27 protein-coding genes are annotated in these 24209 nt (G+C 73.7%); 13 read left to right on the top strand and 14 right to left on the bottom strand.

All coding sequences use genetic code 11. From position 1 onward, the window contains the following. Positions 1–12: 12 nt before the first annotated feature. A complete protein-coding gene (locus tag KBY32_RS07835; protein ID WP_055619640.1) occupies positions 13–1458 on the bottom strand; it encodes a glyceraldehyde-3-phosphate dehydrogenase in 1446 nt (481 codons plus the stop codon). 158 nt (positions 1459–1616) lie between these two features. Here KBY32_RS07835 and KBY32_RS07830 point away from each other — a divergent pair, with 158 nt between their 5' ends. Both KBY32_RS07830 and KBY32_RS07825 read left to right on the top strand, forming a co-directional pair. Further along, positions 1617–2576 carry a LysR family transcriptional regulator gene (locus tag KBY32_RS07830; protein WP_210979373.1) on the top strand — a complete coding sequence of 320 codons (960 nt, stop codon included), beginning with the start codon at positions 1617–1619 and terminating at the stop codon, positions 2574–2576. A gap of 149 nt (positions 2577–2725) precedes the next feature. Continuing rightward, positions 2726–4615, top strand: a complete 1890-nt coding sequence (locus KBY32_RS07825) for a collagenase (RefSeq protein ID WP_210979372.1) — start codon at positions 2726–2728, stop codon at positions 4613–4615. A gap of 4 nt (positions 4616–4619) precedes the next feature. Here KBY32_RS07825 and KBY32_RS07820 read toward each other — a convergent pair whose 3' ends face one another. Together KBY32_RS07820 and KBY32_RS07815 are read right to left on the bottom strand one after the other, a co-directional pair. After that, positions 4620–5501, bottom strand: coding sequence for a peptidoglycan-binding protein (locus tag KBY32_RS07820; RefSeq protein WP_210979371.1), 882 nt, complete (start codon positions 5499–5501; stop codon positions 4620–4622). 116 nt (positions 5502–5617) lie between these two features. Further along, positions 5618–6943 (bottom strand): phosphoribosyltransferase family protein, encoded by a 1326-nt coding sequence (locus tag KBY32_RS07815; RefSeq protein ID WP_210979370.1) that lies wholly within the window; start codon positions 6941–6943, stop codon positions 5618–5620. A gap of 208 nt (positions 6944–7151) precedes the next feature. On the opposite strand from KBY32_RS07815, the gene KBY32_RS07810 reads away from it, so the two are divergent. After that, a complete protein-coding gene (locus tag KBY32_RS07810) occupies positions 7152–7553 on the top strand; it encodes an SseB family protein (protein WP_055619644.1) in 402 nt (133 codons plus the stop codon). Between the two features lie 36 nt (positions 7554–7589). On the opposite strand, the gene KBY32_RS07805 is transcribed toward KBY32_RS07810, so the two are convergent. Further along, positions 7590–7979, bottom strand: coding sequence for a MarR family winged helix-turn-helix transcriptional regulator (locus KBY32_RS07805; RefSeq protein ID WP_055619645.1), 390 nt, complete (start codon positions 7977–7979; stop codon positions 7590–7592). A 258-nt stretch (positions 7980–8237) separates the two neighbouring features. On the opposite strand from KBY32_RS07805, the gene KBY32_RS07800 reads away from it, so the two are divergent. Continuing rightward, positions 8238–8525 (top strand): helix-turn-helix domain-containing protein, encoded by a 288-nt coding sequence (locus tag KBY32_RS07800; RefSeq protein ID WP_210979369.1) that lies wholly within the window; start codon positions 8238–8240, stop codon positions 8523–8525. A 9-nt stretch (positions 8526–8534) separates the two neighbouring features. On the opposite strand, the gene KBY32_RS07795 is transcribed toward KBY32_RS07800, so the two are convergent. Further along, positions 8535–8987, bottom strand: a complete 453-nt coding sequence (locus KBY32_RS07795; protein WP_210979368.1) for an SRPBCC family protein — start codon at positions 8985–8987, stop codon at positions 8535–8537. Positions 8988–9269: 282 nt separating this feature from the next. Here KBY32_RS07795 and crcB (KBY32_RS07790) point away from each other — a divergent pair, with 282 nt between their 5' ends. From crcB (KBY32_RS07790) to KBY32_RS07765, 6 genes are all read left to right on the top strand, one after another. Next, positions 9270–9731, top strand: a complete 462-nt coding sequence (gene crcB / locus KBY32_RS07790; protein WP_210979367.1) for a fluoride efflux transporter CrcB — start codon at positions 9270–9272, stop codon at positions 9729–9731. Further along, the gene (locus tag KBY32_RS07785; RefSeq protein WP_055619648.1) at positions 9728–10093 is read left to right on the top strand and encodes a DUF190 domain-containing protein; all 366 of its coding nucleotides are present in this window, start codon (positions 9728–9730) and stop codon (positions 10091–10093) included. The genes crcB (KBY32_RS07790) and KBY32_RS07785 overlap by 4 nt, the downstream gene beginning before the upstream one ends. After that, the gene (gene crcB / locus KBY32_RS07780) at positions 10090–10464 is read left to right on the top strand and encodes a fluoride efflux transporter CrcB (protein ID WP_210979366.1); all 375 of its coding nucleotides are present in this window, start codon (positions 10090–10092) and stop codon (positions 10462–10464) included. Before KBY32_RS07785 ends, crcB (KBY32_RS07780) begins: the two co-directional genes overlap by 4 nt. 56 nt (positions 10465–10520) lie before the next feature. Further along, a complete protein-coding gene (locus KBY32_RS07775) occupies positions 10521–11276 on the top strand; it encodes a FadR/GntR family transcriptional regulator (protein WP_115505877.1) in 756 nt (251 codons plus the stop codon). A gap of 50 nt (positions 11277–11326) precedes the next feature. Further along, on the top strand, positions 11327–12346 hold the full coding sequence (locus tag KBY32_RS07770) for an asparaginase (protein ID WP_210979522.1): 1020 nt from the start codon (positions 11327–11329) through the stop codon (positions 12344–12346). A gap of 63 nt (positions 12347–12409) precedes the next feature. Beyond that, positions 12410–13339: a glutaminase gene (locus tag KBY32_RS07765; RefSeq protein ID WP_115505875.1), complete on the top strand. Its 930-nt coding sequence runs from the start codon at positions 12410–12412 to the stop codon at positions 13337–13339. Positions 13340–13358: 19 nt separating this feature from the next. Here KBY32_RS07765 and KBY32_RS07760 read toward each other — a convergent pair whose 3' ends face one another. The 3 genes from KBY32_RS07760 to KBY32_RS07750 all read right to left on the bottom strand — a co-directional run bounded on the left by KBY32_RS07760 (position 13359) and on the right by KBY32_RS07750 (position 16570). Further along, the gene (locus KBY32_RS07760) at positions 13359–14513 is read right to left on the bottom strand and encodes a D-alanyl-D-alanine carboxypeptidase family protein (RefSeq protein ID WP_210979365.1); all 1155 of its coding nucleotides are present in this window, start codon (positions 14511–14513) and stop codon (positions 13359–13361) included. A 123-nt stretch (positions 14514–14636) separates the two neighbouring features. Beyond that, a complete protein-coding gene (gene rho / locus KBY32_RS07755) occupies positions 14637–15773 on the bottom strand; it encodes a transcription termination factor Rho (RefSeq protein ID WP_210979364.1) in 1137 nt (378 codons plus the stop codon). Between the two features lie 398 nt (positions 15774–16171). Further along, the gene (locus tag KBY32_RS07750) at positions 16172–16570 is read right to left on the bottom strand and encodes a nuclear transport factor 2 family protein (protein ID WP_210979363.1); all 399 of its coding nucleotides are present in this window, start codon (positions 16568–16570) and stop codon (positions 16172–16174) included. Between the two features lie 71 nt (positions 16571–16641). Between KBY32_RS07750 and KBY32_RS07745 the strand changes: the two genes are divergently transcribed. The 3 genes from KBY32_RS07745 (at position 16642) to KBY32_RS07735 (ending at position 18826) form a co-directional block, all read left to right on the top strand. Beyond that, positions 16642–17199, top strand: a complete 558-nt coding sequence (locus KBY32_RS07745) for a PadR family transcriptional regulator (protein ID WP_210979362.1) — start codon at positions 16642–16644, stop codon at positions 17197–17199. A gap of 5 nt (positions 17200–17204) precedes the next feature. Further along, positions 17205–17945, top strand: a complete 741-nt coding sequence (locus KBY32_RS07740) for a class I SAM-dependent methyltransferase (RefSeq protein WP_210979361.1) — start codon at positions 17205–17207, stop codon at positions 17943–17945. 95 nt (positions 17946–18040) lie between these two features. Beyond that, positions 18041–18826 carry an acyl-CoA thioesterase II gene (locus tag KBY32_RS07735; protein ID WP_210979360.1) on the top strand — a complete coding sequence of 262 codons (786 nt, stop codon included), beginning with the start codon at positions 18041–18043 and terminating at the stop codon, positions 18824–18826. On the opposite strand, the gene KBY32_RS07730 is transcribed toward KBY32_RS07735, so the two are convergent. The 6 genes from KBY32_RS07730 to KBY32_RS07705 form a co-directional block, all read right to left on the bottom strand. After that, positions 18796–19539, bottom strand: a complete 744-nt coding sequence (locus tag KBY32_RS07730; RefSeq protein ID WP_210979359.1) for a GntR family transcriptional regulator — start codon at positions 19537–19539, stop codon at positions 18796–18798. The genes KBY32_RS07735 and KBY32_RS07730 overlap by 31 nt on opposite strands. 131 nt (positions 19540–19670) lie before the next feature. Further along, positions 19671–20837, bottom strand: a complete 1167-nt coding sequence (locus KBY32_RS07725) for a serine hydrolase (RefSeq protein ID WP_210979358.1) — start codon at positions 20835–20837, stop codon at positions 19671–19673. Positions 20838–20968: 131 nt separating this feature from the next. After that, a complete protein-coding gene (locus KBY32_RS07720) occupies positions 20969–21937 on the bottom strand; it encodes an acetylxylan esterase (protein ID WP_210979357.1) in 969 nt (322 codons plus the stop codon). A gap of 123 nt (positions 21938–22060) precedes the next feature. Continuing rightward, on the bottom strand, positions 22061–22645 hold the full coding sequence (locus tag KBY32_RS07715) for a hypothetical protein (RefSeq protein ID WP_210979356.1): 585 nt from the start codon (positions 22643–22645) through the stop codon (positions 22061–22063). 127 nt (positions 22646–22772) lie between these two features. Then, positions 22773–23546 carry a ferredoxin reductase gene (locus tag KBY32_RS07710; protein WP_210979355.1) on the bottom strand — a complete coding sequence of 258 codons (774 nt, stop codon included), beginning with the start codon at positions 23544–23546 and terminating at the stop codon, positions 22773–22775. Beyond that, a complete protein-coding gene (locus KBY32_RS07705) occupies positions 23539–24144 on the bottom strand; it encodes a sulfite oxidase-like oxidoreductase (RefSeq protein WP_210979354.1) in 606 nt (201 codons plus the stop codon). Before KBY32_RS07705 ends, KBY32_RS07710 begins: the two co-directional genes overlap by 8 nt. Between the last annotated feature and the right edge of the window lie 65 nt (positions 24145–24209).

Below are 24209 nucleotides of genomic sequence, written 5' to 3'. Positions count from 1 at the left end.
ACGGGGACCGGATCAGACGGCCGGGGCCGGGTACGTCGGGTACTCGACGCCGGAGACGTGCTGGACGACCCGGATGACCTGGCAGGAGTAGCCGAACTCGTTGTCGTACCAGAGGTAGAGGATGGCGTTGTCGCCCTCCACCTTCAGTGCGCCCGCGTCCACGATCGACGCGTGCCGGGAGCCGATGAAGTCGCTGGAGACCGCGTCGGGCGCCGTGATGAAGTCGATCTGGCGGCGCAGCGGCGAGGTCAGCGACACCTCGCGGAGGTAGTCGTGCACCTCCTCGCGGGTCGCCTCCCGCTTCAGCTGCAGGTTGAGGATCGCGATGGAGACGTCCGGCACCGGCACCCGGATCGAGCTGCCGGTGATGCGGGCCTTGAGGTCGGGCAGCGCCTTGGCGACGGCCGAGGCGGCGCCGGTCTCGGTGATGACCATGTTGAGCGGCGCGGAGCGGCCCCGGCGCTCGGACTTGTGGTAGTTGTCCAGCAGGTTCTGGTCGTTGGTGAACGAGTGGACCGTCTCCACGTGCCCGCGCTGCACGCCGTACTCGTCGTCCATCGCCTTCAGCGGCGGCACGATGGCGTTGGTGGTGCAGGAGGCGCAGGACAGGATCTGCTCGTCCGGCTTGATCGTGTCGTGGTTGACGCCGTGCACGATGTTCGGGACGTCGCCCTTGCCGGGGGCGGTCAGCACGACCTTGTCGACACCGGGGCGCAGGTGCTTCGACAGGCCCTCGCGGTCGCGCCACTTGCCGGTGTTGTCGATCAGGATGGCGTTCTTGATGCCGTACGCCGTGTAGTCGACCTCGGAGGGGTCGTTGGCGTAGATCACCTTGATCGCGTTGCCGTTGGCGAAGATCGTGCTGCTCGCCTCGTCCACGGTGATCGTGCCCTGGAACTGCCCGTGGATGGAGTCGCGGCGCAGCAGCGAGGCCCGCTTGACGATGTCCTGCTCGCCGCCGCTGCGCACGACGATGGCGCGCAGCCGCAGGCCGTTGCCCGAACCCGACTTCTCGATGAGCAGACGGGCGACGAGCCGGCCGATGCGGCCGAAGCCGTACAGGACGACATCGCGTCCCTCGCCCCGCTCGATCTTGTTGGCGCCGGTGGCACCCGCGACGGCCTCGGCGGTGAACGCCTCCACCGACAGACCGCGGTCGTCCGCCTTGTAGGTGGCCGCCAGCATGCCGAGGTCGATCTGCGACGGACCGAGGTCGAGAGCGGCGAGCGCCTTGAGGAAGGGGAGCGTCTCGGTGACCGAGAGCTCCTCGCCCGCGATCTGCCGGGCGAAGCGGTGGGTCTTGAGGATGCTGACCACCGACTTGTTCACCAAGGAGCGGCTGTGGACGAGGACGGTGACGTCCCTCTCCCGGTGCAGCTTCCCGATGATCGGGATCATCGATTCCGCGATCTCCTCGCGGTTCTTCCAGTGGGTGAACGAGTCGTCGTTGACAGTCACGGGCGCGGGCCTATCTTTCGAGCTAGGTGGCGCTCATATGCTAACCGCAGGGTTCGACGGGTGTTCGAAGGGGGGTCCGCACATGATGAGATGGCCCTCTATCGCCCTGTTTCGCCGGAGTGCGGCGGAGCGGCGGCCCGACGAGGAGGGTGGGACGGGTGGAGCTGGAGCTGCGGCATCTGCGGGTGCTGTGCGCCATCGCGGACGCGGGGAGCGTCGGCCGGGCGGCGGCGGAGCTGGGCTACTCGCAGCCCGCGGTCAGCACCCAGCTCCGCCGGATCGAGCGGTACTTCGGTGAGCCCGTCTTCGAGCGCGGCCCGGCCGGCGTGCAGCTGACCCCGTACGGCTTCGAGGTCGTCGCCTCCGCCCGGGACGTGCTGGCCCGCGCGGACGCGATCGGCCGGCGGCCCGCCGGCGGCGGCGCGGCGGCCCGCCGCACACTGAAGGTCGCCGCGACCAACTCGCCGATGCTGGCGGGCATGGTGTCCGGGCTGCGCGCCCGGATGCCGGACGTCTCCCTCGCGGTGAACAGCGTCTACGCGTCCTCGCGGATCGTCGAGCTGCTGGAGGAGGGTGCGGTGGACGCCGCCCTCGCCGCCGACTACCCGGGGCGTGAGCTCCGCCACTCCGACGAGGTCGCCCATCGCGGGATCGTCACCGAGCCCACCTTCGTGGCCCTGCCGGCCCGTCATCCGCTCGCCCAGCGCTCCCAGGTCGCCCTCGCCGACCTGGCGGGGGAGGAGTGGTTCCTGACCCCGGACGACGGGGCGGGCTGGCCCGAGGTGTTCCACGCGGCCTGTACGGCCGCAGGGTTCACGCCGGCCGTCGCGCACGAGTTCCTCGGCGACCACCGGCAACTGCAGGGCATGATCGCCGACGGGCTGGGCGTGGCCGTCGTGCAGCCGACGATGCGGCCCCTCCCGCAGGTGGTCGTGAAGCCGCTGCAGGGCACACCGCTGTGGTGCCGTTACGTCCTGGCCTGGCGGCGTGAGGCCGTCACCGAGGAGCTGGCCGACGCGCTGTTCCAGTCCGCCGCCGAGGCACACCGCCAACTCGTCGCCCAGTCACCGCACTTGAGGGCCTGGGCCGCCCGCACCTGGGGAGTGCCGGGCGCGTAACCGCGACGAGCCCCGGGCCGCCGGACGTTATGACCGAACAGCCCCAACTGCTATGCCGTACGCCGTTGTTGGGCCGCACCCGCGTTGAGACAGTCCTCTCACGCCTCAGCACCCCACCCCGAGGCGCATCCGTCCCTGGAGGATCCCCGATGCGCTACCGCTTCGTGCTGCCCGGACGCCTGGCGTCCGCACTGGCCGCCGGTGTCGCCCTCACCACGACGATGACGGTCCCCGCCCTGGCCGCGCGGCCCGACCCCACTCCTGTCGTCGCCCCCGCGAGTACACCGGTCCCGCCCCCCACCGGCACCTCCTCCGGCCCCGCCGTCCGGGAGCGGCCGGTCAGCCCGGCCCAGGTGCCGCCCCTCACCCCGGCCCACCTCCCCGCCCGCAAGGCCGCCGCGCCCGCCGCCTGCACCCCCGCCGACTTCGGCAGCCGTACCGGGGCGGCGCTCGTCGCCTTCGTCAAGGCGTCCACCAGGGACTGCGTGAACAGCCTCTTCGCGGTCGGCGCCACGGACGCCCGCGCCGTCTTCCGGGAGTCCCGGATGGTCACGGTCGCCGACGCGTTCACGCGCGTCGCGCGGACGTACCACGGCGACAACAGCGCCCGTATCAGCCAGCTCGTCCTCTTCCTGCGGGCCGGCTACTACGTGCGGTTCAACCACCCCGCCGCCACCGGCCCCTACGGCACCACCCTCACCCGGGCCACCACCCGCGGCCTGGACACCTTCTTCGCCCGCCCCCGCTCCCGCGATGTCACGGCGGCCAACGGCGACGTGCTGAGCGAGGTCGTCATCCTCACCGACAGCGCCGACCGGCAGGCCCGCTACCTCGACGTCTACCAGCGCGTCCTGGACGACTACGACCACTCCTACGACGGCATCCCCAGCATGCTCGCCGCCGTCAACGCCGTGCACACCCCGCTCTGGCGCGGCCACTGGAACCCCGACTACGTCCGGGCCGTCACCGCCGACCGGTCCGTCGTGTACACCCTGCACAGCTTCGCCCTCGCCCATCTCGACCTGCTGGGCACCGAGCGCGGCCACCTCACCTCCAACGCCGGGATGAACCTGGCCCGGCACGTCGAGCACCCCGGCCAGCGGACCACCGTCCGCCCCCGCATACGGCACCTGCTGGACACCGCCCGGATCACCGGCCCCACCGCCGCCCTCTGGGTGAGCGTCGCCACCCAGGCCGACACCTACGACGGTGACAACTGCGCGTACTACGGCATCTGCGACCTGCGCGGCCGGTTGATGCGCGCGGCCCTGCCGATCACCCACCGCTGCGACGCCACCCGCACGATCCGCGCCCAGTCCCTCAGCCGGACCGACCTCGACGCGGCGTGCGCCAGCGTGCTCGGCCAGGACGCCTACGTCCACGACGTCGTCCGGAACCCGGGCCCCATCCCGGGCCAGCACCTGTCCACGCTCGACCTCTACGTCTTCGCCGGGCGCGAGGACTACCGCACCTACGCCGGCGCGATCTTCGGCATCAGCACCGACAACGGCGGCATGACCCTCATCGGCGATCCGGCGGACCCCGCGAACGCGCCCTTCGCGGTCATGTACCGCAAGAGCGAGGACACCGGGCACGCCGCCCGCATCTGGAACCTCAACCACGAGTACACGCACTACCTGGACGCCCGCGACAACCTGAAGGGCGACTTCGCCCAGCAGACCTCGGTGCCGGACGTCTGGTGGATCGAGGGCTTCGCCGAGTACGTCTCCTACGGCTACCGGGGCCTCACGTACGCGAACGCGGTCGCCGAGGCCGGGCGGCACACGTACCGGCTGAGCACGCTCTTCGGGAACACCTACGCCAACAGCGACGTCAACCGCACCTACGCCTGGGGATATCTGGCGGTGCGCTACATGCTCGAACGGCACCCGGCCGACGTGCACCGCATGCTGGAGCGGTTCCGCGCGGGTGACTACGCGGGCGGGCACGCCGTGTACGCCACCGGGATCGGCACCCGCTACGACGCCGACTTCGACGCCTGGCTGACGGAGTGCGCCGCGGGCGCGTGCGCGGCGTGACGCCTCAGGGCTCGGGAGTCTCGGACTCCAGGGCCGTGCGGGTCGGCTGCCCGTAGACGCCGGACTCGTCGTCGAGGACGACCCGGGTCAGCTGGTAGGCGCGGACCGCGTTCTCGACGGACCGGCCGTAGACACCGTCGGCCTCGCCGCCGTAGAGGCCGGTCCGGCGCAGCCGGAGCTGGAGTTCGACCACCTCGGGCCCCTCGTCGCCCGGGCGGAGGACCGGCGGTGCGCCCGCCGGTCCGGTCGGCGTGGGGTCCGGGCCACCGGTCGGGGCCGCACCGGACGGCTTCGCCGACGCGGTGCCGGACGCCTGGGTCGGCGTGGGGGAGGGGCCGGTCGACCGGGTCGCCGAGGGGGAGCCGGCCGACGGCGACGACGGTGCCGTGGACACCGGGCCGGGGGTGGTGCCTGCTCCGGTGCCGGTCTCGGCCGAGCTGTCGGGCAGCGGGGCCCGCAGGCCGTCGTCGGCGGCGCCGTCCCGGGCCGGGCTGTCGTAGCCGAACAGGCCGCCGAAGGAGGCACCCGTCACCGCCACCGCCAGCAGGGCGCCGGCCCCGGCGATCAGCGGGGCGCGACGGCGCCTGGGGCGCTTCGGCCCTGGCTCGGCAGTGGGCGGCTCGTCGTCGGTGGCGGGGGAGAGGGGTGTCGTCTCCTCGGTCCGGTCGGCCGGTGGTGGCGCCTGCGCTCCGGTGCCGTCCGTCTCGTCCAGGCCCACGAAGGGGCGGATCCGCACCGGATCGAAGTCCTCCGCGGCCGCCACCTCCGCCGTACGGGCCTGGCTGCGGGCGTCGGCGGCCCGGTCGCCGCAGTCGCACGCGGGGGTGCCGTCGGACGCCCTGGGGGCGCCGCACGCAGGGCAGACGAGACGGTCGGGTTCGCTCACGTGGGGGTCCTTCTTCATACCGGACCCAGAGTCTAGACATAAGTTCAACACTCAATCTCCACGGTGCGGGAGGTTGGCGGAGGCCCGGCCCCCGGGCGGCCGAAATCAGCCGCCCCTCAGGCCGAGCGGCTCGGCGAGGCCCCCGCGGTCGGCCGTCCGACATGGCCGGTGAACCAGTCGCAGGCCAGTTCCGCCACCGTGCACAGAGCGCCGGGCTCCTCGAACAGATGGGTCGCGCCGGGGACGACGGCGATCCGGTGCTCGCAGTGCATCCGGTCCGCCGCCAGCCGGTTGAGGCTCAGCACATGGGTGTCCCGGCTGCCGACGATGAGCAGCGTCGGCGCGCGCAGCCGGGTCAGCGCCGCCGGTGTCGCGAGGTCGGGCCGGCCGCCCCGGGAGACCACCGAGCGGATGCCGGAGCCGGACAGCGCGGCGGCCTCCAGCGCTGCCGCCGCCCCGGTGCTGGCGCCGAAGTAGGCGACGGGCAGCCCGGTCTGCGTGTGCAGCCACACGGACGCGGCGTGCAGGCGCCGGGCCAGCAGCAGGATGTCGAAGACGTTGTGCCGGTCGTGCGCCTCGGCGTCGGTGAGCAGGTCGAGCAGCAGCGTCGCCAGGCCCGCGCGCTGCAGCGCGGCCGCCACATACCGGTTGCGCGGACTGTGCCGGCTGCTGCCGCTGCCGTGCGCGAAGGCCACCGCCACCGGCGCCCCGTCCGGCACCGCCAGCCACGCGCCGAGCTGCGACCCCGCGGCCGGGATCCGCACCTCCCGCTCCACCGGCACCGCCGTGTTCCCGGTCGGCGGGACCGCGGCGGTGGCCCGCGCCAGCAGGGAGACCACCTCCGCGTCGGGGACCTGGTCGAAGTCCCGGTACCAGGCGCCCACCGAGCCGAAGTCGCGGGGCGTGCGCGGGCACACCACGGCGTCGGCCACCTGCCGCAGCCGGGTCACCGAGTGCTCGGGCGCGACCGGCACCGCGAGGACGACCCGGGCCGCGCCCTGACCCCGGACCACCCGGCAGGCGGCCTCGGCGGTCGCGCCGGTGGCGAGTCCGTCGTCCACCACCACGGCCGTACGTCCGTTCACCGGCACCGCCTCCCGCCGCCGCCGGTAGGCCCGTACCCGCCGCCCCAGCTCGGCGCGCTCGGCCGCCTCGACCGACTCCAGCGCGGTGGACGAGACCCCGGCCGCCGCGATCACATCCCGGTTCAGGACCCGCACACCGTGCTCGCCGATCGCCCCGAACGCCCACTCCGGCTGACCGGGCACCCCCAGCTTGCGCACCACCAGCACATCGAGGGGCGCGCGCAGGTGCCGGGCGACCTCGGCCGCCACCGGCACCCCGCCGCGCGGCAGGGCCAGAACGACCACGTCACCGCCCCGCAGCTCCTCCAGCTCCCCGGCGAGGAGCCGCCCGGCAGTCCGGCGGTCGTCGTACCGCATATCCGCCTCCCGCACCCGCGAGGACCGGATCCGCTTCGTTCCGTGCCTTCAGGCTACGACCGTTCGGCGCGACCCTCAGCGCCATGCGCACACCCGGGCCACCGCGGAGGAATGCCGCACTCCGGATCGGGTAGGCGGGCATGACCGCGCCGAGGCCCAAGCATGCCCTTGGCGGGTTGTACGACCGCCGCTACCTGGGGATTTCGCCATGAACACACCCGCGCACGACAACTCCGCGACACCGGCCAGGCGAGCGCTGGACGCGCTGGCCGACAACACCGAGGACCGGGCGGCGATGGACACGCTGGCGAGCAGCGACGTCCTCGTGCCCGTGCCCGACGACGCCGGTGACGGCGACGCCACGGACCCCGGCGTCGTGGCGCTCCCGGTGATCGAACGGTCGGGCGCCGAGCCCGTGGTCCCCGTCTTCACCTCGGAGCCCGCGATGGCGGAGCTCCTGCCGACCGTCTCCCGCTACCGTCTGGTGCCGCTGGGCGCGCTCGCCTCGCAGTGGCCCTCGGACGAGCTGGCCCTGTCGATAGACGCCGGGTCAGAGCACCCGTTGACCCTCACGTCGGAAGGGGTGCGCACCCTGCTGGCGCGTCCGTGAGCGCGACGGCCCGGACGCCCGGCGCCGGCCCCCGGGTCAGGCGCCGAGCATCCGGGCCAGCGCGGCGCGCTGCAGCGGCAGTACCTCGGCGTGCAGGGCACGGCCCTTGGGGGTCAGCGTCACGTACACGCCGCGCCGGTCCTCCGCGCACACGGAACGCTCGACGAGACCGTCCTTCTCCAGGCGCCCGATGAGCCGCGACAGCGCGCTCTGACTCAGATGGACCCGCCCGACGAGGTTCTGGACCCGGCACGGCGCCTGTGCGTCGGGCGTCGAGGACACAAGGATGTCGAGCACTTCGAAGTCGCTCGCGCCCAGCCCGTGCGGATGCAGGACGCGGTCGATCTCGCACATCGTCCGGGCGTGCACGGACAGGATGTCCCGCCACCGTTCCTCGAGCCCCGCCTCGGCCGTGTTCGCTGCCATACCCGCACGGTAGCACCGATGCGGGCATTTGTTGATCGTGCAACTAGTGCGGGTGTGGGCTCCGCTGGGACAGTCCCGTCTCCGGGGGCCCGACGAACCCCTCCAGCCTCCGGCCCGGCCGCGGCGCGGACACGAACTGCCGTTCCGTACAAGGACGTTCGGTACCGGACAACGACCCCTGAGTCCCGGACACGGGGGTGGGTCCTGCGGGACAGTGGAAGCACGCGCCACGCCGCGGCCGGACGGAGGGGAACGACCATGCTGAGGACTCCCGTCAACGAGACGCGCCTCGCCATCCTTGAATGGCTCAGGGATCCGGTCGCGCACTTCCCCGCGCGGCGGGGCGCCGACCCCGTCGAGGACGGGGTCACCGCCGCCGCCGTGGCCGCGCGGCTCGGGGTGCCCCGCGCGGTCGCCGAGACCCACCTCGGGCTCCTCACCGGGCTCGGTCTGCTGCGCACCCGGCGGGTCGGCCGGCGCACCTATTACCGGCGGGACGAGGTGCGGATCGCCGAGATGGCCCGCATGTTCGAGAAGGGCTGGTAGCCCGCCGCCTCAGGTGGGGGCGGGCTCGTGGTGCTCGCGCACCGCGATCCGGGCCAGCTTCGTCAGCATCATGCCGTTGCGGATCGCCACGACGTAGTCGACGGGCAGCCCGTGCATCCGGGTGCCGGGCCCCCGCAGCGGATGCCAGTCGATGACGAAGAGGGTGTGCTCGCCCCAGGGGATCAGCCGCATCGCGATCCGGGCCGCGCCGAAGGGTTCGGCCCGTGCCTCCAGTTCCAGCCGCCGCTCGGGCTCGCAGATCCGCACCACGACGTCGTCGTCCAGCGTCACGGGTCCCATCCCGACGCGCACCCGCAGCCGGGCGCCCACGTCCGGCCAGTGCGGGTCCACGGTGAGCACCCGCTGGGTCCCGGTGACCCACTCCCCGTAGCGACTGCCGTCGGCGAGCAGGCTCCAGACCTCGGACGGTGAACTGAGGATCAGACGGCGGTTGCGGGCCATCCCGACCACGCTCCTTCCCCGTGCGCGGACCGGCTCGACGGGCCCTCCGACCGTAACCGGCGGCCACCCGGCGGGCATCCGGAGCGGGGGCGGGCCGGGCGTGCGCGGCGGGGGCGGATCGGGCGTGCACGGCACGGGGTCGATACCCTGGTGTCCGGCCGCGAGCACCTCGCGGCGCGGCGGTGGGGCCCGCCGTACCCGAACCGCGGCAGCTGCGCCGCCAACGGTCCCTACTTGCAACCGCGCGGCCCGCTGTCGGGCCCAGGCGAGTAGGAGACACCCATGACCACCCAGGGCACCGACCGCGCGCCCGCCGCCGCGCGGGCCACCCGGCCACCGGCCTGGCGGGCCCAGGTGCCGGTCGTCGCGGTCGTCGCGCTCGGCGGGGCCCTCGGCGCCACCGCCCGCTACGCGGCCTCCCTGCGGTGGCCGGCCGCGCCCGGCGCGTTCCCGTGGGCGACCTTCTGGGTCAACGTGAGCGGCTGCGCCGTGATCGGCGCGTTCATGGTGCTCCTCACCGAGCGATGGGCCGCCCACCGCCTGGTCCGCCCCTTCTTCGGCACGGGGGTGCTCGGTGGCTTCACCACCTTCTCCACGTACGCCGTCGACATCCGCGCCCTCGTGGACGACGGGCACCCGCGCACCGCGCTGGCCTATCTCGCCGCCACCCTCGTGGCGGCGCTCACCGCCGTATGGCTCGCGTCGGCGGTCACCCGCCGCGTCCTCAGGAGGAGGCCGTCATGACCGGTACGACCGGCCGGGCCCTGCGCCTGACCGTGCTCGTCGGCGAGCACGACACCTGGCACCACCGCCCGCTGTACTCGGAGATCGTGCACCGGGCCCACCGGGCCGGTCTCGCCGGTGCCAGCGTCTTCCGGGGCATCGAGGGCTTCGGCGCCTCCTCGCTGGTCCACACCTCGCGGCTGCTGTCGCTCAGCGAGTGCATGCCGGTGGCCGTCGTGATCGTCGACACCGAGGAACGCGTCCGCGGCTTCCTGCCGCAACTCGACGAACTCGTCACGGAGGGGCTGGTCACCCTCGACGCGTGCGAGGTCGTCCGGTACGGCGACCGCGGGGAGCGCGGGCCGGGGGAGGCGCCGGCGTGAACTGGTTCCTGGTGATCGCGGGCGCCGCCGTCGGGGCGCCCCTGCGCTATCTCACCGACCGTGCGGTGCAGTCCCGCCACGCCTCGGTGTTCCCGTGGGGCACCTTCACCGTCAACATCGCCGGCTGCCTCGTCCTCGGCCTGCTCACCGGCGCAGTCGCCGCGGGCGCCGCGGACTCCCACGTACGGCTGCTCCTCGGCACCGGCCTGTGCGGCGCCCTCACCACCTACTCGACCTTCTCGTACGAGACCCTGCGGCTCACGGAGACAGGGGCGGGGCGGTACGCCGTCGCCAACGTGGTGGGCAGTGTGCTCGCGGGACTCGGTGCCGTCTTCCTGGGCGTGATGATCGCCGAGGCGGTGTGGGCGTAGGAACTCGTCGGGCCGCCGCTTGACAGGAACGGCCACCCGAACGGACCATCGATTCCGTGAACCTGTCAGACAGCCGGACAGCCGGACAGCCGCCGCGCCGCGTCAGCGCCATGGAGGCGGTGCTCGCGCATCTGCGCGACGCCATCGAGCGCGGCGACTACGCCGTGGGCGACAAGCTGCCGTCCGAGGCCGAGCTGTGCCGCACCCTGGAGATCAGCCGGCCCGTGCTGCGGGAGGCCCTTCGGGCCCTGCAGACCATGGGGCTGACCGTCTCCAAGACCGGCAAGGGCACCTTCGTCGTCGCCCGCAGCGTCGAGGACCCCACCTTCGGCGACTACACCGCCAGCGACCTCATGGAGGTGCGCCGGCACGTCGAGATCCCGGTCGCCGGGTACGCGGCCCTCCGCCGCACCCCCGAGAACCTCGACCATCTCGCCCATCTGCTGGACCGTATGGAGCGGGAGACCGACACCACCGCGTGGGTCGCGATGGACACCCTCTTCCACCTCGGCGTCGCCGAGGCCGCGCAGAACCCGGTGTTCCGCCGGGTCATCGAGGAGATCCGCGACGCGCTGGCCCGCCAGTCCGCCTTCCTCAACGAGCTGGGCGGCCGCCGTGAGCAGTCCGACCGCGAACACCGCGCGATCCTGCGCGCCCTGACCGACGGCAGCGAGGGCGACGCCACCGCCGCCATGACCCACCACCTCGACCGTGTCGGGACCACCCTCACCGACATCGTGCGCCGCGGACGCCAGGACGGCCCCACCCCGGCCGCCGGGCACCGCGCCCCGCACCCCAGGCCCGGCGCGTGACCTCCGCGCCGGCCGGCCACCCCGCACCGACCTACGACCCCCAGGCAGTGATGTACTCCAGCACCATGGCGGACGCACCCCTCGTCCGCGCACCCCTGCACGCGCCCGTCGCCCACCTCGTCCGCAGCGGCGTCATCGAGGGCATCCACCACGGCTCCGTCGTCGTCCTCGGCCCCGACGGCGCCGTACAGCTCCAGCTCGGCGACATCGAGGCCGCCTTCTACCCGCGCTCCGCGATCAAGCCCGTCCAGGCCGTCGCCATGGTGCGCGCCGGGCTCCCGCTCGACGGCGCGCTGCTCTCGCTCGCCGCGGCCAGCCACTCCGGCGAGGAACGCCACCTCGCCGGCACCCGGCGCATCCTCGAACTCGCCGGACTCACCGAGGACGACCTGCGCAACGTCCCGGACCTGCCGTACGACCCGGTCGTCCGGGACACCTGGGTGCGCGAGGGCCGTCCGCCGTCCCGGCTCGCCCAGAACTGCTCCGGCAAGCACGCCGCCATGCTCTACACCTGCCGGCTCAACGGCTGGTCCCTGGACGACTACCTCGACCCCGCCCACCCCCTCCAGCAGGCGATCGCCGAGATCGTCGAGGACCTCACCGGGCAGCGCATAGCCCGGGTCAGCGTCGACGGGTGCGGGGCACCGCTGTTCTCCGTCTCCCTGCACGGGCTGGCGCGCGCCGCCGCCCGGATCACCACGGCAGCGCCCGGCACCCCCGAGGCGCGCGTCGCGGACGCCATGCGCACCCACGCCGAGATGGCCTCCGGCTCGGGCCGGGACGTCGCGGCGCTGATGCGGGCCGTGCCGGGCCTGCTCGCCAAGGACGGCTTCGAGGGCGTGCAGGTCGCGGCCCTCCCGGACGGACGGGCCGTCGCCGTCAAGATCGCCGACGGGGCGAACCGGGCCCGCGTCCCGGTCGCCGCGGCGGCGCTCGCGTGGGCCGGTGTGGACCCCGCGTCGCTCACCGAGTTCCGGGGCGAGGCCCTGCTGGGCGGCGGCCATGAGGTGGGCCGGGTGCGGCCCGTGCCCGCGCTGGAGCCGGCCCCGGTCTCGGCCCTCTCGGCTTGAACGGTCTGAGGGGCCGCAACCGCCGGGCACGCGAAGGGATCCCCCGAAGGGCATGATGTGATCATGGCAGCGTCGACGCCCCTGACCTTCCAGCCGATCCTGGAGCGCATCGCCGAGGAGATCGAGCGGACCCCCGGCCGGGGCCGGCCCGCCGACTACATCCCGGCGCTCGCGGCCCGCGACCCCCGCAGCTTCGGCATGGCGGTCGCCGAGCTCGACGGCACCGTGTACGGCGTGGGGGACTGGCGCGAGCCGTTCTCCGCGCAGTCCATCACCAAGGTGTTCACCCTCGCCCTCGACCTCGCCCGCGAGGGCGACGAGCTGTGGGAGCACGTGGGCCGCGAACCGTCCGGCAACCCGTTCAACTCGCTGGTGCAGCTGGAGTACGAGAACGGCATCCCGCGCAACCCGTTCATCAACGCCGGCGCCCTCGTCGTCACCGACCGCCTCCACACCCGCACCGGTGACGCCGCGAGCGAGCTGCTGGCCTTCCTGCGCGCCGAGAGCGGCAACGACGGCCTGGACTTCGACCTCGAGGTGGCCGCCTCCGAGACGGCGCACGGGGACCGCAACGCCGCCCTCGCCCATCTGATGGCGTCCTACGGCAACATCGACAACCCCGTGCCCGTCCTGCTGGACGACTACTTCCGGCAGTGCTCCATCATGGCGTCCTGCGCGGACCTCGCTCTGGCGACCATGTTCCTGGCGCGGCACGGCGTCCGGGCCGACGGCACCCGGCTGCTCAGCCTCAGCCAGGCCAAGCAGATCAACGCGATCATGCTGACCTGCGGCACGTACGACGCCGCCGGCGACTTCGCCTACCGGGTCGGGCTGCCCGGCAAGAGCGGGGTGGGCGGCGGCATCATCGCCGTCGTCCCCGGCCGCTGCACGCTGTGCGTATGGAGCCCCGGCCTGGACGAGCGCGGCAACTCGGTGGCCGGTGTGGCGGCCCTCGACCGGTTCACCACGCTCACGGGCGTCTCGGTCTTCTGACACCGGTGCCCGCCTCCGGTCACTCCGTCCTGCCCCGCGTCACCAGCGACACGGCACCCGCTCCCATCCCTGCCGCTCCGGCGATCGCGCACGCCTCCGCCCAGCCCACCCGCCGCTCGGGCGGCGCGGCGGCCACCACCGGTACGGCGCTGGGACCCGGCCCGGGTCTGGCCCGCCGCCCGTCGAGCGAGCCGACCGGCTCCACGCGCCCAGCCGCACCGAAACCCCAGTCGAGCAGCGCGGACGCCTCCTCGTAGACGGCGTGCCCACCGCCCGCCCGCGGGTTGAGCACGGTGACCACGAGCGTGCGCCCGCCGCGGCGGGCGGCGGCGACCAGGGTGTTGCCCGCCTCGGTGGTGTAGCCGTTCTTGACGCCGATCGCCCCGGGGTAGCGGGCCACGCCGTCCGCGCCGGTCAGCAGCCGGTTGGTGTTGCGGATCCCGTACGGCGGGCCGCCCGCGCCGGGGAACAGGGCCTCCGCCGTGCCGCAGTACCGCGCGAAGTCGGCGTTGCGCAGCCCCGCCCGCCCGAACACCGCCAGGTCGTACGCCGACGACACCTGCCCCGGGGTGTCGTAGCCGTCAGGCGACAGCACCCGGGTGTCGAGGGCGCCCAGGGCGCGCGCCTTCTCCTGCATCCGTGCCGCCGTGGCCCGCCAGCCGCCGTTGAGCGCGGCCAGGACCCGGACGGCGTCGTTGCCCGAGCTGAGGAACACCCCGCGCCACAGATCGGCGACCCGGTAGGTGCGGCCCGCCGCGACGCCGACCAGGCTGGAGCCGGGACCGATGCCCGCCAGCTCTTCCGGGCGCACGGTGTGCGGGACTCCGGCGGGGAGCGTGGGCAGGACCGTGAGGGCGAACAGGGTCTTGAGCGTGCTGGCGGGCGGCAGCGGGCGGTGCGCCTCGTGGGCGGCGAGCACCTCGCCGGAGCCGGCGTCGGCCACCAGCCAGGACCGCGCCGAGAGGCGGGGCAGCGCGGGGGCGTCCGCGTGGGGCCGCACCTGGGTGCCGGACCGGTACAGCAGCGCGGGTGGCGGGGTCGTGCGGGGTCCGCGCGGCGGGTCGGGGTCGTGCCCGGGGTGCGCGGACGCGGAGGCGGGCGCCAGCGCCAGCAGACCGGCCGCGCCGAGGGCGCAGGCGGACACGAGGGCCCGTGCGGTAAATCCGATCTTCATACTGCCAACGTAGGAACGGGAGACGGCTGCGGGGCGCTGCCCGGGCCGCGCGGGCCGCTCCGGCACCCGGACGGGCGATGCCCGGCGGGCGGTGGGGTCAGGTGGCGGGCGGCGGGCGCTGGGTCAGGTGGCCGGCAGCGTCGGCTGGATGCGCCGCAGGAACGTGGCGTTGTCCGGGGTCTCGCGCATCCGCTCCAACAGGGTCTCCGTACCGCTGAGGCCGTCCCGGCTGCGCAGGGCCCGGCGCAGGCCTCGTGCCGCGTTCAACTCGCCCGGCGACAGGAGCAGTTCCTCGCGACGGGTGCCGGACGGGTCGATCTCGACGGCGGGGAAGACACGCCGGGAGGCCAGCTCCCGGCTGAGCCGCAGCTCCATGTTGCCGGTGCTCTTGAGCTCCTCGAAGAAGAAGTCGTCGGCCCGGGACCCCGTCTCGACGAGGGCCGTGGCGAGAATGGTGAGCGAGCCGCCCTCCTCGGCGAGCCGCGCGGCACCGAAGAACCGCTTGGGGCCCTGCAACGCGGCAGCGTCGACACCGCCGCTCAGGGTGCGGCCGCCGGAACCGGCCGCGTTGTTGTGCGCCCGGCACAGCCGGGTCAGCGAGTCGAACAGGATGACGACGTCGTCGCCCGCCTCCACCAGCCGCTTGGCCCGCTCGACGACCAGCTCGGCCAGTGCGATGTGCTGCTTGGGCGACCGGTCGAAGGTCGAGGCGTACACCTCGCCGCGCACGGAGCGCCGCATGTCGGTGACCTCCTCGGGGCGCTCGTCGAGGAGCACGACCATCAGCCGGCACTCCGGATGGTTGCCGGCGACGGCCGCCGCGATCTGCTGGAGCAGCACGGTCTTGCCCGTCTTGGGCGGGGCCACGATCAGTCCGCGCTGCCCCTTGCCGACGGGGGCGATGAGGTCGGCGACCCGCCCGGCCGCACCGGACGCGGGGTGCTCCAGGCGGATGCGCTCCCGGGGGTGCAGCGGCGTCAGATCGCCGAAGCGGCGGCGGTCCTGGCCGGGTGCGCGCCCGTCGACGCGGACGACGCCGATGAGGGTGCGGCGCTCGCCGCGTTCGCCGTCGACGAGGTCGCCCTTGCGCAGGCCGTACCGGCGGATCAGCGCGGGGGAGACCTGTGGGTCGTCGGGGGAGGGCAGCAGGCTCGGGGACCGCAGATGCCCCTTCCCGCTCGCGTCGATGTCGAGGACGCCGGTGACGGCGTGGACGGCGGCCCGCTCGGGTGCCGCGGGGTGTTCGAGTGTGGTGGTCATGGTGGGTGTCCTTTCGGACGGAAGACAGACGGAAGACAGAGGACACGCGTGAGGAGGGGAAGGGCCGCGTGAGAGACGGGAAGGCGTGGAACGTGCCTTCGCGGGCGGCGAGAACAGCACCTCGTCGAACGACGCGAAATCGCTGGTCACACGAGGTGGAAGAGAAAGCCGCCGGTACGCCGACCGGCGAACTGGGGAGAAGGACAGGCACCGGCGCCCACGACGGGGCGTACACAAGTGCTGTCTCGACGGTACCACGGGGCTTCAGCGCATGGCGAGCAGTGCGTACGGCGGGGGCTCTTCAAGCCCTGTGGAACGGGGCCCGGGCCGACGGGAGTTGAGCAGCGCGACGGGCGGCGGGAGGACCACCACACCCGCCGCCCGCCCGTGCGCGACCTCTACGCGGAGCCCGTCTCGGCGTCCGCCAGGATCCGGTCGAACTGCGCGCCCATGGCCTCGGCCAGCGCCTGGAGCCCGGACAGCGGGCGCACCATGACCATGAAGTCGTCGATCAGCCCGTCCTCGTTCACCGACAGGAAGTCGCACCCGGTGACCTGCTTGTCGCCGACCCGCGCGGTGAAGACCAGCGCGTGGTCGCGGCCGCCCGCGTCGTTGATCTCGCGGACGTACCGGAAGTCCTCGAAGACCCGGACGACACCGCGCAGGATCGCCGCCGTGATCGCCTTGCCGGTGTACGGCTTGAACACCGCCGGGCTGGTGAAGACGACGTCCTCCGCCAGCAACGCCTCGATGGCGTCGGTGTCACCCGCCTCGACCGCCGCACGGAAAGCGTGCATCCGGATCACCTCATAGTCAATTAGTTGAGTAGGTGCGGATGAGAATAGTCACCCGCTGTTACGGTGTCCACATGTCCCTCAAGTACGCCGTGCTCGCCGCCCTGCTCGAGGGCGAGGCCTCGGGCTACGAGCTGTCCAAGCTCTTCGACATCTCGTTCGCGAACTTCTGGCCCGCGACCCCGCAGCAGCTCTACCGGGAGCTGGAACGCCTCGCCCAGGACGGCCTCGTCGAGGCCAGGTTCGTGCAGCAGGAACGCCGCCCCAACAAGCGGATGTTCACGCTCACCGAGGCCGGCCGCGAGGACCTGCGCGCCTTCGCCGCCGAACCGCCCCGGCGGCCCACCGCCATCCGGGACGAACTCCTCATCAAGGTGCAGGCCATGGAGGACCCGGAGACCGCCCGCGCGCTGGTCGAGGAGCGCCGCGGCTGGGCACGCGGAAAGCTCGACCGCTACGAACGCGTCCGCGAACGGCTGCTGGACGGCCGGACCGAGGAGGAGTATCTGCGGGACGCGGAGCGCATCGGGCCCTATCTGACGCTGCTGGCCGGTATCTCCTTCGAGGAGGAGAACCTGCGCTGGTGCGACCGCGTCCTCGCGGTCCTCGGCCGACGCGTCGCGGCGGGGTGACGCCGATGTTCGGCCCCGAGGGTCCCAGCCTGCGCGAACTCACCGTCCAGGCCCTGTCGTCGGTCGAGCGCGGCTACGACCTGCTCGCCCCCAAGTTCGACCACACGCCGTTCCGCACGCCGGATTCGGTCCTGACCGCCGTCACGGGCGCGCTCGCCGCCGACGGCCCGTACGCCGACGGACTCGACCTGTGCTGCGGTACGGGCGCCGGGGTGGGCGTCCTGGGCGAGCTGTGCCGGCGCAGTGTCACCGGTGTCGACTTCAGCGCGGGCATGCTCGAGGTCGCCCGGCGGCGGGCGGTGCCGGGCTCGCGGGCGGGTGACGAGCCTCGGGTGCACTGGGTGCGTGCGGACGCCCGCGCGCTGCCGTTCACGTCCGCCTTCGACCTGGTGGTGAGCTTCGGGGCGTTCGGCCACTTCCTGCCGCGTGAGCTGCCCGGACTCTTCGCCCAGGTCCACACGGTCCTGCGGCCGGGCGGCCGCTTCGCCTTCCCGGTCGTGGCGCCGCCGCGCCCCACGTCGCCCGCCTACTGGGCACTGCTGGGCTTTGACGCGGTGATGCGCGTGCGCAACGCCGTCCGGCGGCCGCCGTTCGTCATGTACTACCGCACCTTCCGGCTGGCGGACGTGCGGGCGGGCCTCGCGGAGGCGGGGTTCGAGGTGTCCTGGCAGCCGCTGCCCGAGTTCGGCGCGCGGCGGGACGGCAGCCCTCGGGTGCGGATGGTGGTGGCGCGCCGGCCCCTGTGAGCCTTACTGACGGCTCCTGAAGAGCAGGGTTGGATTTCCGTACTTAATCCAGGGCGAGGGTTTGTTTTTCAAACTTACCCGGCTATCGTGACCGGGTGAGCACCACGACCGACACCGAGACCCGCGTCGACCCTGCCTGGTGGTCCTGGGAGGGGGCGCACGGCGGCCATGTCGCCGCCCTCGCGCTGACCGCCGTACGCGACCGCTTCCCCGGCGGCGCGCACCCGGTCCGCACGCTGACCACCCACTACCTCGCCCCCGTGGACGGCAGTCCGCTGCACTTCTCCGGTACGGCCCCGGCCGCCCCGGGTCGGCGCACGGCGACCTGTGTCTTCACCGGCCATCAGAACGGCACCCCGGTCGTCCTGGGGTCCGCCCTCTTCGGCGCCCGGCGCCAGGACGTGCCGTACGCGCAACCGGCGCCGCGCGTGCCCGGGCCCGAGGACTCCCCGCTGCTGCGGCTCCCGGCCGAACTGTCGCCGTTCTCTCAGCAGTTGGAGATACGCCCGCCGACGGCGGACCGCCCGCTCGCCGGTGGGGAGCGGGCGGAACTCACCGCGTGGATCCGCTTCCTGGACGGCCGGCCGCTCGACGCGGCGGCGATCGTCACCCTCACCGACGTCCTGCCGCCCGCGCTGTACGCCGTCTGGGACACCCCGCGTCCGGTGCCCACCGCCGAACTCACCGTCCATCTCACCGACGTTCTCGACGAGGGTGCCGTGGACGGCTGGGCGCTGGTGACCATCCGCACCGAGCACGCCGGTGGCGGCTGGGCCGTCGACGACAGTGTCGTCCGCGCCGCCGACGGCCGCCTGCTGGCCCTGGCCCGGCAGTCGAGGGTCGTCCGCCCTCAGCCCGCCGCCGGGACCGTGAACTCGTAGACCAGCGCGTCCTGATGGGCGTCCACGACCAGGTCCGTGATCTCCAGCGGGCGCCCGTACTGGTCGTGGGAGCGCCGGGTGACCCGTACCGAGGAGCCGCCCGGCAGTCGAGTGATGGCGTCCCGGTGATGCAGCGTCAGGCCCGCCCGGCGCATCCAGTCGTAGGCGCGGCGCAGTTCGGCCGCACCGGAGCCGTCCGCACGGTCCCGGTAGCGGGCCAACTCCACCACCTCCGCGAGCGCCACGGCCGAGAACGTCGTCACGGCCGTGCGCCGGGCGCGTCCGTCGGCGCCGGTGGACTCGTGGCGGTGCACCAGCGTCGGGCGGTGCGGATCGACCCCCAGCGCCTCGGCGTGCTCCGGCGAGGGAAGCTCCCAGGCGACCGCGGCCCGGTCCACGGCGCCCGGACCCGTGGCCCGGGCGCCGATCGGGAACGCCACCGCCGTCGGCGCCTCGACCGGCAGGCCCGGCAGGCTGGCGTGGCTGCCGCGCCGGTCGGTGGCGACCAGACCGCTGCTGCGCAGCACCTCCAGCGCCTGTCGTACGGTCTCCCTGCTGACTCCGAAGTGCCCGGCCAACTGGCGTTCCCCCGGCAGCCGTTCACCGGGCGGGATGGTGCCGTCGCGCAGCTCGCCGAGCAGCTGGGTGGCGATCCGCCAGTACAGCGGCTCTGCGGTGGTGAGGGGGCGTTCGTGCGGGGTGGTGCGGACCATGCCGCGCCTCCTGATCGGTGACGTGTCGTAGCCGTGCGGGCTCCTTGCGTCACCAGATCCAAGCATTGGTCTAAACCATGAGGGAAGGGTCGGCCTCCACTTCGGCCGAAACCGCGTGGTCGCCCGCTGACTCAGAGTGAGGCATACACGGCGTCGACCAAGGTCATCTTGCGGGGATCGTCGGCGATATGCGGCCCCATCCGGTTCATCACATACCCCATCGACACCCCCGCCTCCGGATCGGCCAGACCGCAGGAGCCGCCGAAGCCGTCATGTCCGAAAGCCCGCGGGTTGGGCCCGTACGAGCCACCGGCGCCGCTGAGCCACAACCCCAGCCCGATCTCCGTGTCGTGCCCCAGTCCGGCCCCCAGCACCAGGTCACGGCAGCTGCCCTGCCCCTCCCGCACCCGCTCGGCCGCCTCCGGGGACAGGAACCGCCGGCCGCCGTACGAACCGCCGCCCGCGAAGATCCCGTACAGCGCCGCGACCGCCCGCGCGGTGCCGTGCCCGTTCGCGGCGGGGATCTCGGCAGCCCGCCACGCGGCGGTGCCGGCCTGCTCGGCGCCCACCGCCGGATTGGCCAGCGCGGCCAGCGCCACGGGCGGCAGCGCGGCCAGTGCGGCGGATCCATCGCCCTCCGGGCCGGCCGGCGGCTGGACCAGCTCGGCCGCACGGCCGGACTCCTTCTCCGGCAGCCCGATCGTGAAGTCGACGCCGAGCGGCCCGGTCACCTCACGCTCCAGGAACGCCGAGGGCCGCAGCCCCGACACCCGCCGCACGACCTCCCCGACCAGGAAGCCGTAGGTGAGCGCGTGGTACCCGGACGCGGTCCCCGGTGTCCACCAGGGCTCCGTCGCAGCGAGCCGACGGGTCGTCGCCTCCCAGTCGTAGAGCTGCTCGAGCGAGTGCGGCTCGCGCAGCCCCGGCAGGCCGGCCCGGTGCGCCAGCAGATGCCGTACGAGGACCCCTTCCTTGCCCGCCGCCGCGAACTCCGGCCAGTAGGCGGCCACCGGCGCGTCCAGGTCGAGCAGCCCCCGGTCGGCCAGGATGTGCGCGCACAGGGCCGTCGGCCCCTTGGTCGTCGACCAGACGTTGACCAGCGTGTCGCGCTCCCAGGGGCGGCTGCGGGCCCCGTCCGCCCAGCCGCCCCACAGGTCCACGACCGTCTCGCCGCCGACCGTCACGGCGACCGCGGCCCCCAGCTCGCCCCGCTCCCGGAAGTTCGCCTCGAACGCCGTGCGCACCGCCGCGAACCGTGGATCGCAATGCCCGTGCACCCGCGCCGCAAGGTCCGTCATGAGCCACTCCACCCTTCGTCGTCCACCGAGGTGACCGGGGGCCCGCCGGAGCGGTCCCGGGCTCCCTGAACGTACCGACTGGTCGGACTGTGCGGAAGGGGACGGGCGCGCGGCGGCCGCGCGAGCGCCCGTCAGGCGTAGGAGCGCAGCCAGTCCAGCTTGGCCACCTGGTGGTACGGGCCGCCGCCCTCGTGGTCGTTGAAGTCGTAGACCTCGATGGCCTTCTCGTCGTGCGCCCAGGCGTTGAACGCCGCGAACACCGTCGACGGCGGGCAGGTCTGGTCCTCCAGCGCCGCCGAGAACAGCGCGGGTGCCCGGCCGCGTGCGGCGAAGTGGACGCCGTCGAAGTAGGACAGGGTGCGCAGGGCTTCGGCGGTGCGGCCCCGGTGCGTCGAGAGGTAGGCGCCGATCTCCCGGTACGGGCGACGGTCCGTCAGGGTCACCGCGCGCGGGAAGTCGCACAGGAACGGCACGTCCGGCGCCACCGCCGTGAGGTCGGGCACCAGCCCGCCGACCGCGATCGAGATGCCGCCGCCCTGGCTCTCCCCGGCCACGACCGTACGGGCGGCGTCGGCGAGCGGGTGCGCGCGGGCCGCCTCGACGGCCCGGACCGCGTCGGTGAGCACCCGGCGGTAGTAGTACGTCTCGGGCGCCTCGATGCCCCGGGTCATATAGCCGGGGTGCGCGGGACCGGACCCCACCGGGTCCGGGGTGTCGCCGCCGGCGCCCCAGGTGCTGCCCTGCCCGCGGGTGTCCATCATGAAGTGGGCACGGCCCGTGGACGCCCACAGGAGGTTCTCGTGCGGCAGCCCGCGTCCACCGCCGTAGCCGACGAACTCCACGACCAGCGGCAGCGGTTCGGTCGCCCCGGCCGGCAGCCGCAGCCAGCCCTTGACGGGGTGTCCGCCGAACCCGGCGAACGTCACGTCGTACACCCGTACCGTGGACAGGCCGGTGTCGACGGGCTCGTAGCGGACGTCCAGGTCGTACGCGCGCGCCTCCTCCAGCGTCGTGGACCAGAAGGCGTCGAAGTCCTCGGGCTCGACGGACCGGCTGCGGTACGTGCGCAGTTCGTCGAGCGGGAGGTCGAAGAGGGCCATGGAGTTCACCTTGTGAGAGGGAGGGAGCGCGGACCACCGCACGCTACGTCGGTGATCGGTGCGCTGACCAGGGCCACTTCACAGGATCCGTGTTCGGCTCGGCCTTTGGGGCGCGGGCCGTGATCAGACGTTGCGGCCGGTCCACGCCGGTTCGGTGGCGGCCCAGGCCCGGTCCCACTCGGCGAGCCTGCGGCGCATCGCCGTGCCCCGGACGAGGCCGTGGCCGAGGACGACGACGGCTGCCGTGGCGCCCGTCGCGCACACGCCCATCGTCGCCGCGTGCAGCCGGACCGCGGAGTCGTCCGGCGGCGGCAGCACACCCCGGCCGCGGGAGTCCAGCCACACATGGACCGTGTCACCGGGCCGCGTCCCGGAGGGGACGCGCACGGCCGACGTCCGGGGGCCGGTCCCGGGCTCCGCCCAACGGACCGTCACTTTCGCCGACGGCCGGCGCCCGGTCTGCGGGGTGTGCAGCGCGCCCGACACCGTGCGGACCACCATCGCCCGCACCTGGCGCCGTTCGGCCCGCTGTTTCTCCGCCGTGGCGTGGGCGTCCCCGTGGGCCCACCACGCCGCGACCACGCCCACCAGGGGCGCGGCCACGAACAGCAGGAGGCCCACCCCGAGCAAGGTCCACGTCTCGACGACATCCGACCGGCGCCGCAGCTCGTTGGGCCGCCGGCGCCAGCCACGCACCCGGCTTCGCATGCCGTCCAGGTACCCCGAACACCGGCCGTTGTTCCTCGCGCAGCCCTCGCACCGGCAGCGCATCGACCTCAATCGGCCACGCGGTCGCCATGGGCCGGCCGCGGCTCGCCCGGGCCGGCCGGGCCGGTCAGCCGAAGCGCTCGATCCGGATGCGGTCCACGGGCTGGCCCGCCGCCACGAGCAGCCGTGACGCGTGCTCCGCGAACCCGTTGGAGCCACACACATAGGCCTCCCACCCACCGTGCGGTGGATCGGCCAGGAGCGGCGCCACATGTGCGGCGGCCATACGTCCCACGGGCACACCGGCCGGTGCGGAGCGCGTGAAGACGGCCGTCGTCTCGGGGCCGTACTCCCGTGCGTAGATCAGCTCTTCGGGGCTGCGGGCCGACACCAGCAGCCGCAGCGGCACGTCCGAGCCGCGGGCGCGGGAGTGCCGCACCATCGACATCAGCGGGACGACGCCGGAACCGGCGCCGAGCAGCAGGGCCGGCCGGTCGCCGGGCCACGCGAAGAACCCGCTGACCGGGCCGCGCACCTCGACCGTGTCGCCCGGCTCGGCCACCGTGTGGAACCAGCCGGACACCTCACCGCCCTCGACATGGTCCAGCGTCAGCTCGATGTGGCCGGTGTCGTCGGGCGCGGACGCGATCGAGTAGTGGCGCTGCGCCACATAGCCGTCCCGGGCGCGCAGCCGCACCATCAAATGCTGGCCGGGCAGGTGTCCCGGCCACACGGGCACCGCCAGCCGGAAGGTGGCCGCCCGCGGTGTCTCGCGGCGGATCTCCGTGATCGTCGCGGTCTGCCACTCGGACGCCACCTGGTCGTCCACGGCGATACGGCCGGGCACGGCGAACCGGGTCGGGGGAGTGAAGGACTGTGTCGTACCGAGGGTCTCAGTCACCGGAGTACCGCTGCTCCTCCCAGGGGTTGCCGCGCGGGTGGTAGCCGTTGCTCTCCCAGAAACCCGGCTCGTCGTGGTCGAGGATCCGCAGACCCGCGATCCATTTCGCGCTCTTCCAGAAGTACAGATGGGGCACGATCAGCCGCGCCGGCCCACCGTGCTCGGGGGCGAGCGGACGCCCGTCGTACTCCCAGGCGATCCACGCGCGCCCGCCGGTCACATCGGCGAGCGGCAGGTTGGTGGTGTAGCCGGTGTGCGCGTAGGCGACCACATGGGTGGCGGACCCATGGGGCCGGACCACATCGAGGAAGGCGTCCAGCGAGACACCGCCGAACCGCACGCCGAACTTGGACCAGCTCGTCACACAGTGGATGTCGCCCTCGTACGCGGAGGCGGGCAGAGCGTGCGCCTCGTCCCAGTTCCAGGTGTGCGGCCGCTCCACCAGGCCGTCGATGCGGAACGACCACTCCTCGGCCGTCAGCTCCGGGGTGACCTCGGCGGACAGCACGGGCCAGTCGTCACCGGCGTCGTACTGACCCGGCGGCAGGGCGGCGTTCGGGACGCGCGGGCGTCCGGTGAAGCCTCGGGTGACATGCATGCGGGTGGGGCCTCCAGGCCGCCGCGGGCGACGGCCCGCTGGTCGAACGGGAACAGCAGGTGCGC

This window comes from Streptomyces sp. RK62 (genome assembly GCF_018070255.1).
In the GTDB taxonomy this organism is placed as follows: domain Bacteria; phylum Actinomycetota; class Actinomycetes; order Streptomycetales; family Streptomycetaceae; genus Streptomyces; species Streptomyces nigra.
The sequence above is the reverse complement of the archived record's forward strand: the minus strand, read 5'-3'. Positions and strand labels throughout refer to the sequence as shown.

What these genes read in the sequence shown, in the direction of transcription:
- KBY32_RS07770 (WP_210979522.1), top strand. Translation starts at nt 11,327, where the DNA reads ATGTACTCCAGCACCATGGCGGACGCACCCCTCGTCCGCGCACCCCTG.
- KBY32_RS07705 (WP_210979354.1), bottom strand. Translation starts at nt 24,144, where the DNA reads ATGCATGTCACCCGAGGCTTCACCGGACGCCCGCGCGTCCCGAACGCC.
- rho (WP_210979364.1), bottom strand. Translation starts at nt 15,773, where the DNA reads ATGACCACCACACTCGAACACCCCGCGGCACCCGAGCGGGCCGCCGTC.
- KBY32_RS07805 (WP_055619645.1), bottom strand. Translation starts at nt 7,979, where the DNA reads ATGGCAGCGAACACGGCCGAGGCGGGGCTCGAGGAACGGTGGCGGGAC.
- KBY32_RS07720 (WP_210979357.1), bottom strand. Translation starts at nt 21,937, where the DNA reads ATGGCCCTCTTCGACCTCCCGCTCGACGAACTGCGCACGTACCGCAGC.
- KBY32_RS07810 (WP_055619644.1), top strand. Translation starts at nt 7,152, where the DNA reads ATGAACACACCCGCGCACGACAACTCCGCGACACCGGCCAGGCGAGCG.
- KBY32_RS07730 (WP_210979359.1), bottom strand. Translation starts at nt 19,539, where the DNA reads ATGGTCCGCACCACCCCGCACGAACGCCCCCTCACCACCGCAGAGCCG.
- KBY32_RS07785 (WP_055619648.1), top strand. Translation starts at nt 9,728, where the DNA reads ATGACCGGTACGACCGGCCGGGCCCTGCGCCTGACCGTGCTCGTCGGC.
- KBY32_RS07795 (WP_210979368.1), bottom strand. Translation starts at nt 8,987, where the DNA reads ATGGCCCGCAACCGCCGTCTGATCCTCAGTTCACCGTCCGAGGTCTGG.
- KBY32_RS07765 (WP_115505875.1), top strand. Translation starts at nt 12,410, where the DNA reads ATGGCAGCGTCGACGCCCCTGACCTTCCAGCCGATCCTGGAGCGCATC.
- KBY32_RS07815 (WP_210979370.1), bottom strand. Translation starts at nt 6,943, where the DNA reads ATGCGGTACGACGACCGCCGGACTGCCGGGCGGCTCCTCGCCGGGGAG.
- KBY32_RS07760 (WP_210979365.1), bottom strand. Translation starts at nt 14,513, where the DNA reads ATGAAGATCGGATTTACCGCACGGGCCCTCGTGTCCGCCTGCGCCCTC.
- KBY32_RS07750 (WP_210979363.1), bottom strand. Translation starts at nt 16,570, where the DNA reads ATGCACGCTTTCCGTGCGGCGGTCGAGGCGGGTGACACCGACGCCATC.
- KBY32_RS07725 (WP_210979358.1), bottom strand. Translation starts at nt 20,837, where the DNA reads ATGACGGACCTTGCGGCGCGGGTGCACGGGCATTGCGATCCACGGTTC.
- KBY32_RS07825 (WP_210979372.1), top strand. Translation starts at nt 2,726, where the DNA reads ATGCGCTACCGCTTCGTGCTGCCCGGACGCCTGGCGTCCGCACTGGCC.
- KBY32_RS07740 (WP_210979361.1), top strand. Translation starts at nt 17,205, where the DNA reads ATGTTCGGCCCCGAGGGTCCCAGCCTGCGCGAACTCACCGTCCAGGCC.
- crcB (WP_210979367.1), top strand. Translation starts at nt 9,270, where the DNA reads ATGACCACCCAGGGCACCGACCGCGCGCCCGCCGCCGCGCGGGCCACC.
- KBY32_RS07745 (WP_210979362.1), top strand. Translation starts at nt 16,642, where the DNA reads ATGTCCCTCAAGTACGCCGTGCTCGCCGCCCTGCTCGAGGGCGAGGCC.
- KBY32_RS07800 (WP_210979369.1), top strand. Translation starts at nt 8,238, where the DNA reads ATGCTGAGGACTCCCGTCAACGAGACGCGCCTCGCCATCCTTGAATGG.
- KBY32_RS07715 (WP_210979356.1), bottom strand. Translation starts at nt 22,645, where the DNA reads ATGCGAAGCCGGGTGCGTGGCTGGCGCCGGCGGCCCAACGAGCTGCGG.